Genomic DNA, 14,703 nt, shown 5'->3' with positions numbered 1-14,703 from the left:
GTAGGACTATCTAGTTAGTAATAACAACCCTCTAGTATGTCTCCATGACGCGAACGTACGACGACGGTTGCGGGATCGCCCACGCGCTCGACCTCGTGGGCGAACGGTGGGCACTCCTCGTGGTCCGCGAGCTGCTGCTGGGACCCAAACGGTTCACGGACCTGCGCGCGGGCCTGCCGGGGGTCAGCGCCAACATCCTGAGCCAGCGGCTGCGCGAGCTCGAGGCCGCCGGTGTCGTCGAGCGCACCACGCTCCCACCGCCGGCCGCGGTGGCCGTGTACGCGCTGACCGCCCGCGGCGCCGAGCTCGAACCCGTCGTCCTGGCCCTCGGCCGCTGGGGCGTCCGCTCGCCCACGCTGCCCCGCGACGCACCGATCGGCGTGGACTCGGTGATCCTGTCGCTGGCGGCGCAGCTGACCCACACCGACCCACCCGCCGGCTACGAGCTGCGGCTCGGCGACTACCGGTTCGCCGTCACCCTGCGCGACGGGCGCGTCGAGGTCCTGCGCGGCCACGCCGAGCACCCGGACGCTGTCATCACGACCACCCCGCGCGCGCTCGACGCCATCGTGGCAGGCGACCGCACCCTCGCCGAGGTCGTCGCGGCAGGAGAGGCGAGCATCGACGGCGACGAGCGTGCCGCCCACCGCTTCGGCAGGTACTTCGCGGCCGCCTAGCGCCGCTCGCGGTAGACGTACCGCTCGGCCGGCTGGAACCCGAGCGCCGTGTAGAGCGCTCCGGCCGCGGAGTTCTCGGCCTCCACCTGCAAGAAGGCACGACGGGCACCGCGCCGCGCACCCTCGTCGAGGGCGCGGAGCGTCAGGAACCGGCCCAGTCCGCGGCGGCGGGCAGCCTGCGCGACGACCAGGCACGACAGGGCGACCCACTCCTCCGCGAACGCGGCACGGATCACGCCGACCAGCCCCGAGGCGTCCGTCGCGGTGAGGTAGACGGCGGGCGCCCCGCCGAGCACGCTGCGCGCGAGCCGCAGGCTGGCGTCGTCCGCCTCCGCCGCGGCCCCGGTGGCGTGCAGCCGCGCCTTCGAGCCGGACCAGGCCGCGAGCCACTCGTCGCCCGGGTGGTCCGCCACGGAGACCCGCACCGGTCCGGCCGCGGTGCGGACGGCTCCGCGGTGCGGCTCGATCCCGTCGAGCTCCCGCACCAGCACGTCCGTCCGGGACATGACCTCGTAGTCGCGCAGCGCGAGCAGGTCGTCCAGTCCGCGCGGCGACGCGCGGCACACGCGCACGATCGACGGCTGACCCTCGGTCGCGTACAGCTCCTCCACCCGGTCGAGCGCCGCGGTCACGTCCGGCGGCGTGCCGAGCGGCAGGACGCTGTTGGCGCGGCGGGTCAGCCCGCCCGACAGACCCACGCGCCAGCCGTCCACGTCGACCACCCGGGCCGGGGGCCAGGTCGCCGACTCGACGAGAGCACCGGGCGCGTCCGGCGGCGTCCACGTGTGGACCCGCAGGTGCACCTCGACATGCCCCCAGTCACGCTCCGGCACGGCGACGAACCCGAGCCGCCGGTAGAGCCGCTGCGCGGCCTCCATGGAGTCGAGCGTCGAGAGCACCACCCGCGTCGCCCCGCTCGCGACCGCCTCGCGCAGCGCGGCAGCCATGAGCAGCTCGGCGATCCCGCGGCGCCTCGCCTCGGGCGCGACCGCGAGCATGCGGATCTCCAGCTCGCCCGGCTCCGCCACCTCGGCGTACGAGGTGCCGTACGGCGCGAGCGTCACGGTGCCCACGACCACCGGGTCGTCGTCCCGGTCGTTGGCGCCGTCACCTTCCCCGGGCGGGACCAGCGCAACGAGGAGCGTCGCCTCCCGGGCGCGGCGCTCGGCGTCCCGCAGCTCCTCGGCGTAGGCCTCGTCCGCGTCGACCAGCCGGTCCGCGAGGTACGCCTCGGCGGTCAGCGCTCCGGCGTCGGCCACCTGCGCACCGGCAGCCACCCGGACCACGGCACCGGGCACCTCATGCCTCCGGCTCGTCGGTCACGGCCTCGTCGCCCTCACCGTCCGCCGGGCTGTCCCCCACGCCTGCAGGCCCCTCCGCCAGCAGCCGCTCGAAGCCAGCCTCGTCCAGGATGCGCAGGCCGAGCTCGCGAGCCTTGGCCTCCTTGGACCCGGCGTTCTCCCCGACCACCACGTAGTCCGTCTTCTTCGAGACGCTGCCCGCCGACTTGCCGCCGCGCGCCAGGATCGCCTCCTTCGCGCCGTCGCGGCTGAACCGCTCCAGCCCGCCGGTGACCACGACGGTCAGGCCCTCGAGGGTGCGCGGTGCCGACTCGTCACGCTCCTCGGTCATCCGCACGCCGGCAGCGGCCCACTTCTCGACGATCGCCGCGTGCCACTTGTCGTCCTCGCCCGGCTGCTCGAACCAGGCGACGACCGCGGCCGCGATCGTCGGGCCGACCCCCTCGGCGGCGGCGATCTCCGCCTCGGTCGCCGTGGCGATCGCCGGGATGGACGCGAAGTGCTGCGCGAGCGCCCGCGCGGCGGTCGGTCCGACGTGCCGGATGGACAGCGCCACGATGACGCGCCACAACGCCGCCTGCTTCGCCTTCTCCAGGTTGCCCAGCAGGGCCGCACCCGTCGCGTTCAGGTCGCCCGCCTCGCGGACCTGGCCGGCCACCTTCGAGCGCGCGGAGAGCGTGAACAGCGGCACCCTGCGCAGCGCGTCGGCGTCGAGCGCGAACAGGTCACCCTCGTCGGTGACCACCCCGGCGGTCAGCAGCGCGCTGGCGGCCTCCCAGCCGAGCGCCTCGATGTCGAACGCCCCGCGGGACGCGACGTGGAACAGCCGCTCGCGCAGCTGCGACGGGCACGACCGCTGGTTGGGGCAGCGGATGTCGACGTCCCCCTCCTTCGCGGGGGCGAGCGGGGTGCCGCACGACGGGCACTCGGTGGGCATGACGAAGGCGCGCTCGCTGCCGTCGCGCAGGTCCACCACGGGCCCGACGATCTCGGGGATGACGTCCCCCGCCTTGCGCAGCACGACGGTGTCCCCGATGAGCACGCCCTTGCGCGCCACCTCGCTCGCGTTGTGCAGCGTCGCCATCTCGACCGTCGACCCCGACACGAACACCGGCTCCATCACGCCGTACGGCGTCACGCGCCCGGTGCGGCCGACGTTCACGCGGATGTCGAGGAGCTTGGTGTTGACCTCCTCGGGCGGGTACTTGTACGCGATCGCCCAGCGCGGCGCGCGGCTGGTCGAGCCGAGCCGGCGCTGCAGCGCGATCTCGTCGACCTTCGTCACGATGCCGTCGATCTCGTGCTCGACGTCGTGCCGGTGCTCGCCGTAGTACGCGATCATCTCCCGCACGCCGTCGAGGCCCTCGACGACGCGCGTGTGGCCCGAGACCGGGACGCCCCAGCCCGCCAGCAGGTCGTAGACCTGCGACTGCCGCTCGATCCCGGTGCCCTGCCCCGCACCCCAGACCAGCGCACCGATGCCGTGCGCGTACATCCGCAGGTCCCGCGAGGCGGTGACCCGGGGGTCCTTCTGCCGCAGCGAGCCGGCCGCGGCGTTGCGCGGGTTGGCGAACGGGCTCTTGCCCGCCGCCACCTGCGCCGCGTTGAGGTCTGCGAACGCCGCGACCGGGAGGAACACCTCGCCGCGGATCTCGATGCGCTCCGGGTGCGTCGCAGGGTCCCCGGCGAGCACGTCGGGGATGGTCGAGATGGTCCGCACGTTCAGCGTCACGTCCTCGCCGGTGCGCCCGTCGCCGCGCGTCGCCGCCCGCACCAGCCGGCCCTTCTCGTACAGCAGCGCGATGGCCAGCCCGTCGATCTTCAGCTCGCACAGGTAGTGGATCGCGGCATCCGACTCGAGGTCCCGGTGCAGCCGGCCGGCCCACGTGGTGATGTCCTCGTCGGAGAACGCGTTGTCCAGCGACAGCATCCGCTCGACGTGCTGGACCGAGGCGAACTCTGTCGAGAACGTGCCGCCCACCCGCTGCGTCGGCGAGTCCGGCGTCCGCAGCCCGGGGTGCTCGTCCTCGAGCGCCTGGAGCTCCCGCAGCCGCTCGTCGTACTCCTTGTCCGACGACGTCGGCGCGTCACGGATGTAGTACGCGAACTGGTCCGCCTCGATCAGGGCGGCCAGCTCCGTCCAGCGATGACGGGCCTGTGCGGGGATCTCGGTCTCGGCGGACGCGCTCACGGGCGCGGGTGCTTCGTCGCTCACCAGCACATCCTCTCGCGCACCGCCCACAGCCGCGCCGTCCACGCCGGTTCGGTCACGTCCCTCCGGCGGACGAGCTCAGCGCGAGTCCGTCGGCGCCCGGCCCCGTCGGCGGCCGAGCCACGGCCCGAGCACGAGCGCCCCGCAGACCAGCACGCCGCCGACGGCGAGCACGGCGCCCGCGGTGAACAGGGGGACGGACGCGGCGGCCACGACGACCTCCGTCGGCTCCCCGTCGACGTCCCACGTGCAGATGGCCTTCGGCGGGACGACGGTGTAGCGGACGCTCGCGGCGTCGGTCCCCGCGGCGTACGCCTCGACGCACGGGTCGGGGTCGGCCTTGGTGTCCGTCAGGGTGGTCACGCCGATGCCCGTGTAGCAGACGACGAGCAGCACCATCCCGACGATCGCCGCCCCGGACCCGATCAGCAGCGCGAGCGCGCGCCCCACGCTCGGCTGTGCCGTCACGGTCATGCCTCCGCTCGTTCGGCCACGATCCGCGCGGCCCGGACCAGCCCGGCCAGCACGCCCCGGGCGTCGTCCGGGGTGCCCTTCCCGGTGATGTCGCCGGCGAGGAGCACGACGTCGCGCAGCCCCGCCATCGGCAGCCCCACGGACCGCCACGGCCGGGTGAGCGTATCCGCCTGACCGGTCACGTCGGGACCGGCGCACTGCGAGGACGCCTGCGGCGCCAGCTCGGGCCAGAACGCGAGCCCGCCCTCGATGAGCTCGGCGACCTTCTCCCAGCTGCGCTCGTCGAGCGACGGCACCGCGAGCGCGAACCCGTCGACGGCGGCCGCCCGGATGGCGCCGAGCGAGGTCCACGCCGTGCCACCGTGCACGACGACCCGGGCGCCGTCCAGGGCGCGCGCCACGTCGCCGATGCGCTCGGCCGCCACGGGACCGGGCACGGAGCGCAGCGCGGAGTAGCCCGAGAACGACGGCAGCACGCCCGCCATGACCTGGGCCAGCAGCGGCTCGTGCAGCAGCACGGTGGGCTCCGCGCCGGGCACCGAGCGGCGGATCGCGGCGAGGTGCTCGGCGAGGCCGGCGGCCAGCGACGCGGCGAGCTCGCGGACGGCGCCGGTGTCGGAGACCACGCGGTCGCCGCGGGAGAGGTAGAGGGAGGCAGCGAGGGTCATCGGGCCGAGCACCGGCACGACGAGCGGTCCGGTCCAGCCGTGCCCCGCGACCGCGAGCGCGTCGACGTCCTCGCGCACGTAGGCCTGCGCGCGGGCGAGGTCGCGGCTCGGGCGGTCGGCGAGCTTCCACCCGTGCGGCCCCAGCTCGGTGGGCAGCTCCGCGAGCAGGGCGGCGGCGCGCCCGACCCGGTCGCCCCAGGGCCCGCGCTCGGCGAGCGTCACGGTGAACGGCAGGCCGGCCACCTCGGACGGGGTGTCGACGAGGTCACCGACGACGACGGTCTGCGCCTCCAGCACGTCGAGGCCCGGCCACGGGCCGGTGCCGGTGACGCCCGGTCGTGCGCCGCTCACCTGGCGGCGCCGGTGGTGGCCCGCTTCGCGGCGGTCACGGTGGCCTGCCCGAGCACGCGCGTGCCGTCGTACAGCACGGCCGACTGCCCCGGGGCCACCCCGCGCAGGGCGCCGGGGGTGTCGAGCACGATCTCGACGAGGCCGTCGCGCACCGTCGCGTGCGCCGGTACCGCCTCCCCGTGCGCACGGACCTGCAGCGAGCACGCGAACGAGCCGTCGGCGTCGGCGAACCAGACCGCGCGGTCCGCCGCGACGGTCTGCACGGCGAGCTCGGCGGCGGACCCGACGACGACCCGGTTGTTCACCGGCTCGACCGACAGCACGTACCGCGGCTTGCCGTCGGGGGCGGGCCGGCCGATCGACAGCCCCTTGCGCTGCCCGACGGTGAACGCGTACGCGCCGTCGTGCTGCCCCAGCACCGCGCCGGAGCCGTCCACGATCTCGCCGGGCTGCGACCCGAGCCGCGAGCGCAGGAAGCCCTGGGTGTCCCCGTCGGCGACGAAGCAGATGTCGTACGAGTCCGGCTTGGCGGAGACAGACAGCCCGCGGGCGGCCGCCTCGGCACGGGTCTCCTCCTTCGAGGCGACGTCGCCGAGCGGGAACATCGACCGCGCCAGCCGCTCCGGGCCCATCACGGCCAGGACGTACGACTGGTCCTTGGCCAGGTCCCGGGCGCGGTGCAGCTCTCGGGTGCCGTCGGCGCGGGTCTCGATGCGGGCGTAGTGGCCGGTGCAGACGGCGTCGAACCCGAGGGCGACGGCCTTGTCCAGCAAGGTGGCGAACTTGATGTGCTCGTTGCAGCGCACGCACGGGTTGGGGGTGCGGCCGGCCTCGTACTCGGCGACGAAGTCCGCGACCACGGTCTCCTCGAACCGCTCCGACAGGTCCCAGACGTAGTACGGGATGCCCAGCACGTCGGCCGCCCGCCGGGCGTCACCGGCGTCCTCGATCGAGCAGCACCCGCGCGAGCCGGTGCGGAACTGGTCGCGGGTGCGGGACAGCGCCATGTGCACGCCGACGACGTCGTGCCCGGCGTCGACGGCACGCGCCGCCGCGACGGCGGAGTCGACGCCCCCCGACAGGGCAGCCAGCACGCGCATCAGGTCACCGACCCGACGGTGGCCAAGCCAGCAGCGCGGGCCCGGTCGACCACTCCCGGCAGGGCCGCGAGGAGCGCGTCGACGTCGGCCGCGGTCGACGGGTGCCCCAGGCTGAACCGCAGCGCACCGCGCGCGGCGAGCTCGTCGACCCCCATCGCCAGCAGCACGTGGCTGGGGCGCGGAACGCCCGCCTGGCAGGCCGACCCGGTCGAGGCCTCGATCCCGGCGGAGTCGAGCAGGTACAGCAGCGAGTCGCCCTCGCACCCCGGGAACGTGAAGTGCGCGTTGGCCGGCAGCCGCCGCGCGGTGTCCTGCGGTCCGCGCAGCACGGCGTCGGGGACCACGTCCTGCACGCCCGCGACGAGGGAGTCCCGCAGCGCCCCGACCCAGGCGGCGAAGCCCTCACGCCCGGCGACCGCCTGCTCGACGGCCGTGGCGAACGACGCCAGCAGGGCGGCGTCCAGGGTGCCGGACCGCACGCCACGCTCCTGCCCGCCGCCGTGCAGGACGGGCGTCAGGTCGAGCCCGCGACGGGCCAGGAGGGCACCGGCGCCGCCCGGTCCCCCGACCTTGTGCCCGCTGACGGTCATCGCGTCGAGCCCCGACGCACCGAAGTCGACGGGCACCTGGCCGACGGCCTGCACCGCGTCGGCGTGCACCGGTATCCCGTACCGGCGCGCGAGCGTGACGACGTCGTCGAGCGGCTGCAGGGTGCCGACCTCGTTGTTCGCCCACATGACGGAGACCAGGGCGACCTGGTCGCCGTTGCGCTCCAGCTCGTCGTGCAGCGCGTCGACCTCGACGATCCCGTCCGCGTCGACCGGCAGGAGCACCAGCTCCGCGCCGGCGTGCTCGGCCATCCAGAACGCGGGGTCCAGCACGGCGTGGTGCTCCACGGCGGACACCAGCAGCCGTCGCCGCCGCCCGTCCTGGTTCCGTCGCGACCAGAACATCCCCTTGATCGCGAGGTTGTCCGCCTCGGTGCCGCCGGACGTCCAGAGGACCTCGCTCGGCCGCGCGCCGAGCGCCGCGGCGAGTCCCTCCCGGGCCTCCTCGACGACGCGGCGGGCCGCCCGCCCCGACGCGTGCAGGGACGAGGGGTTGCCGGTGCGCACGAGCTGCTCGGCGAGCACCCGCGCGGCCTCCGGGAGCATGGGCGTGGTCGCCGCATGGTCGAGATACACGCTCATCGGCTCCAGTCTACGAACCGTGCGGGCATCGGCCCGACCGCGCCGGTCGCACACACCCTGTGGGATCACCCGCCGGGGCGCGGTCCCGAACTGGCAGGATGTGCCGCGTGAGTGCCGACGACGTCATTGCCCTCCCGCTCGCCTTCAGCGGCCAGCGGCTGGACTGGCGCGACCTCCCCCGGCACGTGCGGACCCGGATCGCGGAGCTCGCGGGCGCCCAGGTCACCGCGGAGATCAGCGCGACCAGCGGCTTCAGCCCCGGGTTCGCCGCCGTCCTCGAGCTCGCCGACGGCCGGGGCGTCTTCGTCAAGGCGGTCTCCGGCGAGCAGAACCCCGTCTCCCCGGACCTCGCCCGAGCCGAGATCCGGGTCTCCCGCGCACTCCCGCCGCAGGTCCCGGCGCCGCGCCTGCTGTGGTACTCGGACGACGGCGACTGGGTGATCCTCGGGTTCGAGGTGGTGCACGGCCGCTCCCCCGAGCTGCCGTGGCGGCCCGAGGACCTGCGCGCGGTCGCGGACGCCGTGGGAGCGCTCGCAGATGCGGAGCCGCTGCCCGGGCACGCGCTGCCCCGCACGGACGACCAGCTCGCGGACGACTTCACGGGCTGGCGCAAGCTGCACGCGCTCGACCACGACACCAAGTCCCGGTACGCCGACCTGGCCGGGGACGTCGGCCGCTGGGCGCTGGACAACGTGGAGCAGCTGGTCCGCTGGGAGCAGGAGTCGCTGCGCGTGTGCGCCGGGGACTCCCTGGTGCACGGGGACCTGCGCGCCGACAACGTCATGATCGACCCGGACCACCAGCACCGCGTCTGGATCATCGACTGGCCGCACGCGAGCGTCGGGGCGCCCTGGCTCGACCTGGCGTTCATGCTGCCCAGCGTGGCTCTGCAGGGCGGCGGCGACCCGGCGACCAACTTCCGCACGCACGCCGTGTCGGACGGGGTGCACGACGACGACCTCCGGGCGGGGCTGGCCGGCCTGTCCGGCTACTTCGCGTGGAGCTCGCGGCAGCCCGCGCCGCTCGGGATCCCGAACCTGCGCCGGTTCCAGGCCGCGCAGGGGGTCGCCACCGTCCGCTGGCTGCGCGACCTGTCCTGAGCCGTCAACCGAGGACGGCAGCGCCGGACCCCCAGCCCACCAGGCTGTGCCCGACGGAGTCCACGCCGGTCAGGGTGCCGGGCAGGTCGACCCGCCAGTCCTCGCGGCCGTCGTCGAACCGGTACGCGACGAGCTCGCCGACCCCGGGCCAGTCGTTGAGCACGGACACCGTGCCCGGCTCGTCGGGTCGCTGCTGGGCGCTCAGCACGTGCCGTCCGTCGGTCACCAGGTCGCCCATCGTCCGGCCCTCGCGGACCGGCGCCCGCCAGAGCTCCTCGCCGGTGCGGCCGTCGACCGCCACCACCCCGTCCGGCGTGCTCACGTACACGCGTCCTCGGACGACGAGGGCCGCACCCGACAGGCCGTGCCCGACGTCCCAGAGCTCGCGGCCGGTGGACCGGTCGTAGGCACGGAGCCTCGACCCGACGGCGAGGACCAGGTCGGCGAGGCTGCCGTCGTCGGCCGAGAACCGCGCCAGGCGTCCCGGCAGGACGAGGTCCGGGCCGTCCCCCAGGAGCGTCGTCGTAACACGGCCCTCGGCGTCCGACGAGAACGCGGCCACGACGCCCCGTCGCGCGTCCTGCGTGAAGCCGTCGCTCGCGTCGATCCGGCTGCGCACCGCGCCGTCGGAGCCGTCGAGCAGCGTGATCCGGCGTCCCGCCGTCACGAGTGCCGGCCCGTCCACGGTGCGCAGGAGCGCGGTGGACCGGTCGACGAAGCCGCCCTCGCCGGGCTCGTCGCCGTCGGCCGGCACGACCGTCCGCCACCGCTCCTGGCCGGTCAGCACGTCGGTCGACGTGACTACGAGCGCGCCGTCGGCGCGGGGCACCGCGACCGCGACCGCGCCCGGGAGCGCCGTGAACGCCACCGCACCCGGCGCCTCCTGCTCCGCCAGCACGGAGCCGTCCGCGAGATCCGCGACGACGATCCGGCTCACGTCCGACGGCACGAGCACGTTCTCGGACTCGCGGAACGCGAGGTAGGCGTTCGTCACCAGGCACATGACCCGGCCGCCGTCCCCCGGCTCGGGGACGCAGCCACCGACCGGGCTGAACCCCTCGTCCGCATGGTCGACGTGCGCGTCCGCCAGGGGCGTGGTCCAGCGCCGGTCGCCGGTCAGCTCGTCGACGGCGACCAGTGCCTGCGCGCCGTCGCTGGCCCGCTGGAGGGAGACGAGGGCGCCGTCGCCGGCTGCGCCGGGCCAGAGCTCGGACCCACCGGCGTCCCGGGTCCAGAGGATCCGCACGTCCTCGTCGACGGGTCGCACGACGCCGGGCACGCGCGCGAGCTCCGCGACGGCAGCACGCTCACGCATTTCCACGACGGCCTGGGTGCCCACCAGCGCGGCCACGGTGCCTGCCGCGACGAGCAGCCACCGCCGCGACCAGGGCCTTCGCTCCTGCTCCGGCGGCGGCTCGGGCGTCTCGTCGCGCTCGACGAGCTCGACCGCCGCCATCTCCGCGCGTCGTCGCATGAGCGGATCATCCACCCGCCCGCGCTGCCGGGCCGCCAGACCGGGTCGCCCGGCTCGCGCGGTGCGGTCAGCCCTTCAGGCGGCGGATCTCCGCGGCGGCCTGCGGGACGACGGTGAACAGGTCGCCCACGACGCCGAAGTCCGCGATCTCGAAGATGGGGGCGTCGGGGTCGGAGTTGACCGCGATGATCGTGCCGGACGCCTGCATGCCGCCGCGGTGGTGCACGGCGCCGGAGACACCGAGGCCCACGTAGAGGCGCGGCGCGATGGTGACGCCCGTCTGGCCGATCTGCGCGTCGTGGCCGATCCAGCCCTCGTCGGTGGCGACGCGCGTGGCACCGACCGCGCCGCCGAGCACGTCGGCGAGGTCCTCGACCACGGAGAAGTCGCCCTCGGTGCCACGACCGCCCACCACGACGATGCTCGCGCTGCCGAGGTCGGGCCGTCCGCTCGCGGGCCGCTCGACGCGCTCCACCAGCGTCACGCGCCGCGCCTTGTCGCTGACCGCGACGGCGTGCTCGCCGATCTGCGGGGCGGGAGCGCCCTCCACCGTCGACGGCTGCACGGAGTTCGACTTGAGCGCCACGACCGCGAGCGGCGTCGTGATCGCGCACGCGGTGGTCCACGTCCCGGCGAAGACCGTCTTGCGGGCCACGTACCGGCCGTCGACGAGCGCAAGGCCGTCGGCGTCGGTGACGACGCCGGCTCCGGTGCTCACCGCGAGCCGCGCCACGGCCTCCTTGTTCTCGAACGAGGACACCACGAGCAGCAGCCCGGACCCGGTCGCGTCGAGGAGCGAGGCCAGGGCCTCGGCGAGCACGGCCGACAGGTGCAGGTCCGCGTCGGCGACCACCCGGTGCACGTGCGTGGCACCGAGGGCACCGAGCTCCGCGACGACCTCGGCGGACGGCTCGACACCGTCGACGGGCCACGCGGCGTGCACCCCGGCGCCGCCGGACAGGTCACGGGCGAGCGTGAGGAGCTCGGCCACGGGGGCGCGGAGGGCTCCGTCCACGGTGTGGTCGACGAGCACGAGCACGGGTGCGGTCACAGCGGCGATCCTTCGGTTCGGGACGTCAGACGAGCTGGTTGTCGACGAGGTACGCGGCGAGGCGGACCCCGGCGTCGCCCGTGTCCTGCACGAGCACCCTGTCGTCCCGCGGCGGGCGTGCCGCGGCCTCGAGCACCTCGGTGCGGGCACCCGACAGCCCCACGCGGGACGCGTCGACCCCCAGGTCCGCGAGGGTCAGGGTGGTGACGGGCTTCTTGCGGGCGGCCATGATGCCCTTGAAGTTGGGGTAGCGCGGCTCGTTGGCCTGGTCCGTCACGGACACCAGCGCCGGCAGCGTGGCCTCGAGGACCTCCGAGGCGTGATCGAGGTTGCGCCGCACCCGCACGGTGGCCCCGTCGACCGTCAGCTCGGCGGCGAGCGGCAGCGCCGGCAGGTCGAGGAGCTCCGCCAGGGCGGTCGGCAGGAGCGACGTGAGCCCGTCGAGGCCCGCCATGCCGGTGACGACCAGGTCGACGTGCTGCTGCGCGTCGAGGTGCCGGATCGCGGCGGCGAGCACACGGGCCGTACCGATCGCGTCCGAGCCGGCGATCGCGTCGTCGAGGACGTGCACGGCGTCCTCGGCGCCCATCTGCAGGCCGCGGCGGACCGCGTCCGCGGCGTCGTCGGGGCCGACGGTCAGGACCGTCACGGACCCCTCCGAGGCCTCGACCAGCGCGAGCGCCGCCTCCAGGGCGTTCTCGTCCAGCTCGTTCAGGGTGCCGTCCCCGCCGTCGCGGACCACGCGACCGTCGGGGCCCAGGGCCCGCTCGGACTGGATGTCAGGGACATGCTTCACGCAGACGACGATCCTCACCCGCGGAACGTTACCGCCCGTCCCGGACCCGGCGGACAGCGGTCCAGCGGTGGAGACTCCGACACGTGTGGGCCACGGTCGCGCACAATGTCCCGGTGACCCCGCCCTCCCCCCACCGGCGCGCGCCACGTCTCGGCGTCCACGTCACCGACGCGGGCGTGGACGTCGCCGTCTACGCCTCGCACGCCACCGGCGTCGACCTCTGCCTGTTCGACGGCACGCAGGAGACGCGCATCCCGCTGCCCGCCGCCGGGCACGGGATCTTCAGCGCGTCGGTCCCCGACGTCCGCGCCGGGCAGCGGTACGGCTTCCGCGCGCACGGGCCGTGGGAACCGGCCGCCGGCCACCGGTACAACCCCGCCAAGCTGCTGGTGGACCCGTACGCCCGCGGCCTCGACGGCGACGTGGCGCACACGCCCGAGACGTACGGCCACCTCGTCGGCGACGACCTGGCCGGCGACCCGTACGGTCCCGCCGATCCCCGGGACTCCGCCGGGCACGTCCCGTACTCGGTCGTCGTCGACACGCGTGACCTGCCCGGGCCGGACCCGGCCGCCAACCGCCCCTGGACGCCGTGGTCGCGCACGGTCGTGTACGAGGCCCACGTGCGCGGCCTGACCCAGCTGCACGACCGGCTGCCCCCCGAGCTCCGCGGGACGTACGCCGGCCTCGCGCACCCCGCGGTCGTCGACCACCTGCTGGGCCTGGGCGTCACGGCGGTCGAGCTGCTCCCCGTGCACGCGTTCTCCTCGGAGCCGCACCTGATCGAGAAGGGCCTCACCAACTACTGGGGCTACAGCACGCTCGGCTTCTTCGCCCCGCACGCGGCCTACGCGACGCAGGCCGCGCGGGCGGCCGGCCCGGCGGCCGTGCTCGCGGAGCTGCGCGGCGCGGTCCACGCGCTGCACGAGGCCGGCCTCGAGGTGCTGCTCGACGTCGTCTACAACCACACCTGCGAGGGCGGGCTGCCCGGGCAGCACCTGTCCTGGCGCGGGCTGGACAACGCCGGCTACTACGCGCACGACGGCGGGTCGCCGGCCGCGCTCGCGGATGTCACGGGCACGGGGAACTCGCTGGACTTCCGCCGGGCCGAGGTGGTCCGCATGACGCTCGACTCGCTGCGCTACTGGGCGGACGTCGTCGGCGTCGACGGCTTCCGCTTCGACCTCGCGGTGACGCTCGGCCGCGACCCGGGCGGCTTCTCCCCGGACCACCCCACGTTCGTCGCGATGGCGACGGACCCGGCGCTGCACGGGCTCAAGCTCGTCGCGGAGCCGTGGGACGTCGGGCCCGGCGGCTGGCGCACCGGGCAGTTCCCGGTGCCGTTCGCCGAGTGGAACGACCGCTTCCGCAACGCCGCCCGCTCGTTCTGGCTCGCCGACCCCGGCCGTGCCGCGCACGGCCTGCCCGGCCACCGGGTCCGGGACCTGGCCACCCGCCTGGCGGGGTCCGTGGACCTGTTCGGGCACAGCGACCCGCCGCTGGTGCGGGGCACGGCCGCGTCGGTCAACTACGTCACCGCGCACGACGGCTTCACGCTCGCGGACCTCGTGACCTACGACCACAAGCACAACGCTGCCAACGGGGAGCAGAACCGGGACGGCAGCGACGACAACCGCTCCTGGAACCACGGGATCGAGGGCCACGTGGGCCCGGACTCGCCCGCGGTCGACATCGTGCCGCTGCGCCGCCGCTCGATGCGGAACCTGTTCGCCACCCTCGTGCTCGCGGCCGGCACCCCCATGATCACGGCCGGGGACGAGCTGGGTCGCACGCAGCAGGGCAACAACAACGCGTACTGCCAGGACAACGAGATCTCCTGGGTCAGCTGGGACGTGTCGGCGTGGCGTGCCGACCTGCTGGCCACCGCGCGGTGGCTCCTGCTGCTGCGCCGCGAGCACCCCGCGCTGCGCTCGGAGCGGTTCTACTCCGGCCGGCCGTACGTGCCGGGCGAGCGCGCGGACCTCGCCTGGTTCGACGCGCTGGGCGTCCCGTTCGACCACGAGCGGTGGCACGACCCGTCGATCCGCACGCTGCAGATGGTGCGGACCGCCCCGCCGCCCGAGCAGGACACGGTGCTGCTGGTCATCAACGGGTCGCTCGACGCGGTGCCCCTCGTGCTGGCCGACGACCACGGCGGCCGGTGGCGCCTGGCGTGGGACTCCGTCTGGGAGAACCCGGCGGAGGAGCGTTCCGCCGCCATCGAGGGCAGCCTGCACGCGGAGCCCGGCGAGGCGACGGTCGTGGAGGCGCTGAGCATGCGGGTGTACGTGCTCGACGGATCGTAGAGT

The 14,703-nt window shown here is 75.0% G+C and carries 12 protein-coding genes; 3 read left to right on the top strand and 9 right to left on the bottom strand.

Features of this window, described 5'->3' with window-relative positions; genetic code table 11:
• Positions 1 to 44: 44 nt before the first annotated feature.
• Positions 45 to 677, top strand: a complete 633-nt coding sequence (locus CXY01_RS16360) for a winged helix-turn-helix transcriptional regulator (protein ID WP_146929286.1) — start codon at positions 45 to 47, stop codon at positions 675 to 677.
• On the opposite strand, the gene CXY01_RS16355 is transcribed toward CXY01_RS16360, so the two are convergent.
• The 6 genes from CXY01_RS16355 to CXY01_RS16330 form a co-directional block, all read right to left on the bottom strand.
• Positions 674 to 1,975 (bottom strand): GNAT family N-acetyltransferase, encoded by a 1,302-nt coding sequence (locus tag CXY01_RS16355; protein ID WP_146929283.1) that lies wholly within the window; start codon positions 1,973 to 1,975, stop codon positions 674 to 676. The genes CXY01_RS16360 and CXY01_RS16355 overlap by 4 nt on opposite strands.
• A gap of 1 nt (position 1,976) precedes the next feature.
• A complete protein-coding gene (gene ligA, locus CXY01_RS16350) occupies positions 1,977 to 4,193 on the bottom strand; it encodes an NAD-dependent DNA ligase LigA (protein WP_146929280.1) in 2,217 nt (738 codons plus the stop codon).
• Between the two features lie 75 nt (positions 4,194 to 4,268).
• A complete protein-coding gene (locus CXY01_RS16345) occupies positions 4,269 to 4,664 on the bottom strand; it encodes a hypothetical protein (RefSeq protein ID WP_146929277.1) in 396 nt (131 codons plus the stop codon).
• The gene (locus tag CXY01_RS16340) at positions 4,661 to 5,683 is read right to left on the bottom strand and encodes a uroporphyrinogen decarboxylase/cobalamine-independent methonine synthase family protein (protein ID WP_146929274.1); all 1,023 of its coding nucleotides are present in this window, start codon (positions 5,681 to 5,683) and stop codon (positions 4,661 to 4,663) included. The genes CXY01_RS16345 and CXY01_RS16340 overlap by 4 nt, the downstream gene beginning before the upstream one ends.
• Positions 5,680 to 6,783, bottom strand: coding sequence for a tRNA 2-thiouridine(34) synthase MnmA (mnmA, locus tag CXY01_RS16335; RefSeq protein ID WP_146929271.1), 1,104 nt, complete (start codon positions 6,781 to 6,783; stop codon positions 5,680 to 5,682). The genes CXY01_RS16340 and mnmA overlap by 4 nt, the downstream gene beginning before the upstream one ends.
• The gene (locus CXY01_RS16330; RefSeq protein WP_146929269.1) at positions 6,783 to 7,973 is read right to left on the bottom strand and encodes a cysteine desulfurase family protein; all 1,191 of its coding nucleotides are present in this window, start codon (positions 7,971 to 7,973) and stop codon (positions 6,783 to 6,785) included. Before CXY01_RS16330 ends, mnmA begins: the two co-directional genes overlap by 1 nt.
• Before the next feature lie 107 nt (positions 7,974 to 8,080).
• Between CXY01_RS16330 and CXY01_RS16325 the strand changes: the two genes are divergently transcribed.
• Positions 8,081 to 9,073: a phosphotransferase family protein gene (locus CXY01_RS16325; RefSeq protein ID WP_146929266.1), complete on the top strand. Its 993-nt coding sequence runs from the start codon at positions 8,081 to 8,083 to the stop codon at positions 9,071 to 9,073.
• 4 nt (positions 9,074 to 9,077) lie between these two features.
• On the opposite strand, the gene CXY01_RS16320 is transcribed toward CXY01_RS16325, so the two are convergent.
• From CXY01_RS16320 to CXY01_RS16310, 3 genes are all read right to left on the bottom strand, one after another.
• Entirely contained in the window at positions 9,078 to 10,547 is a 1,470-nt protein-coding gene (locus tag CXY01_RS16320) for an outer membrane protein assembly factor BamB family protein (protein WP_146929263.1), read from the bottom strand.
• A 67-nt stretch (positions 10,548 to 10,614) separates the two neighbouring features.
• Complete coding sequence (locus CXY01_RS16315) at positions 10,615 to 11,598, bottom strand: electron transfer flavoprotein subunit alpha/FixB family protein (protein WP_146929260.1); 984 nt, start codon at positions 11,596 to 11,598, stop codon at positions 10,615 to 10,617.
• A gap of 25 nt (positions 11,599 to 11,623) precedes the next feature.
• Positions 11,624 to 12,412 carry an electron transfer flavoprotein subunit beta/FixA family protein gene (locus CXY01_RS16310; RefSeq protein ID WP_146929257.1) on the bottom strand — a complete coding sequence of 263 codons (789 nt, stop codon included), beginning with the start codon at positions 12,410 to 12,412 and terminating at the stop codon, positions 11,624 to 11,626.
• Positions 12,413 to 12,507: 95 nt separating this feature from the next.
• Between CXY01_RS16310 and glgX the strand changes: the two genes are divergently transcribed.
• A complete protein-coding gene (gene glgX, locus CXY01_RS16305) occupies positions 12,508 to 14,700 on the top strand; it encodes a glycogen debranching protein GlgX (RefSeq protein WP_146929254.1) in 2,193 nt (730 codons plus the stop codon).
• Positions 14,701 to 14,703: the final 3 nt, after the last annotated feature.

Source organism: Cellulomonas xylanilytica (assembly GCF_007989805.1).
GTDB classification, from domain to species: Bacteria; Actinomycetota; Actinomycetes; order Actinomycetales; family Cellulomonadaceae; genus Cellulomonas; species Cellulomonas xylanilytica.
Note: the sequence above shows the minus strand (reverse complement) of the source record. Positions and strands in the feature narration are given on the sequence as shown.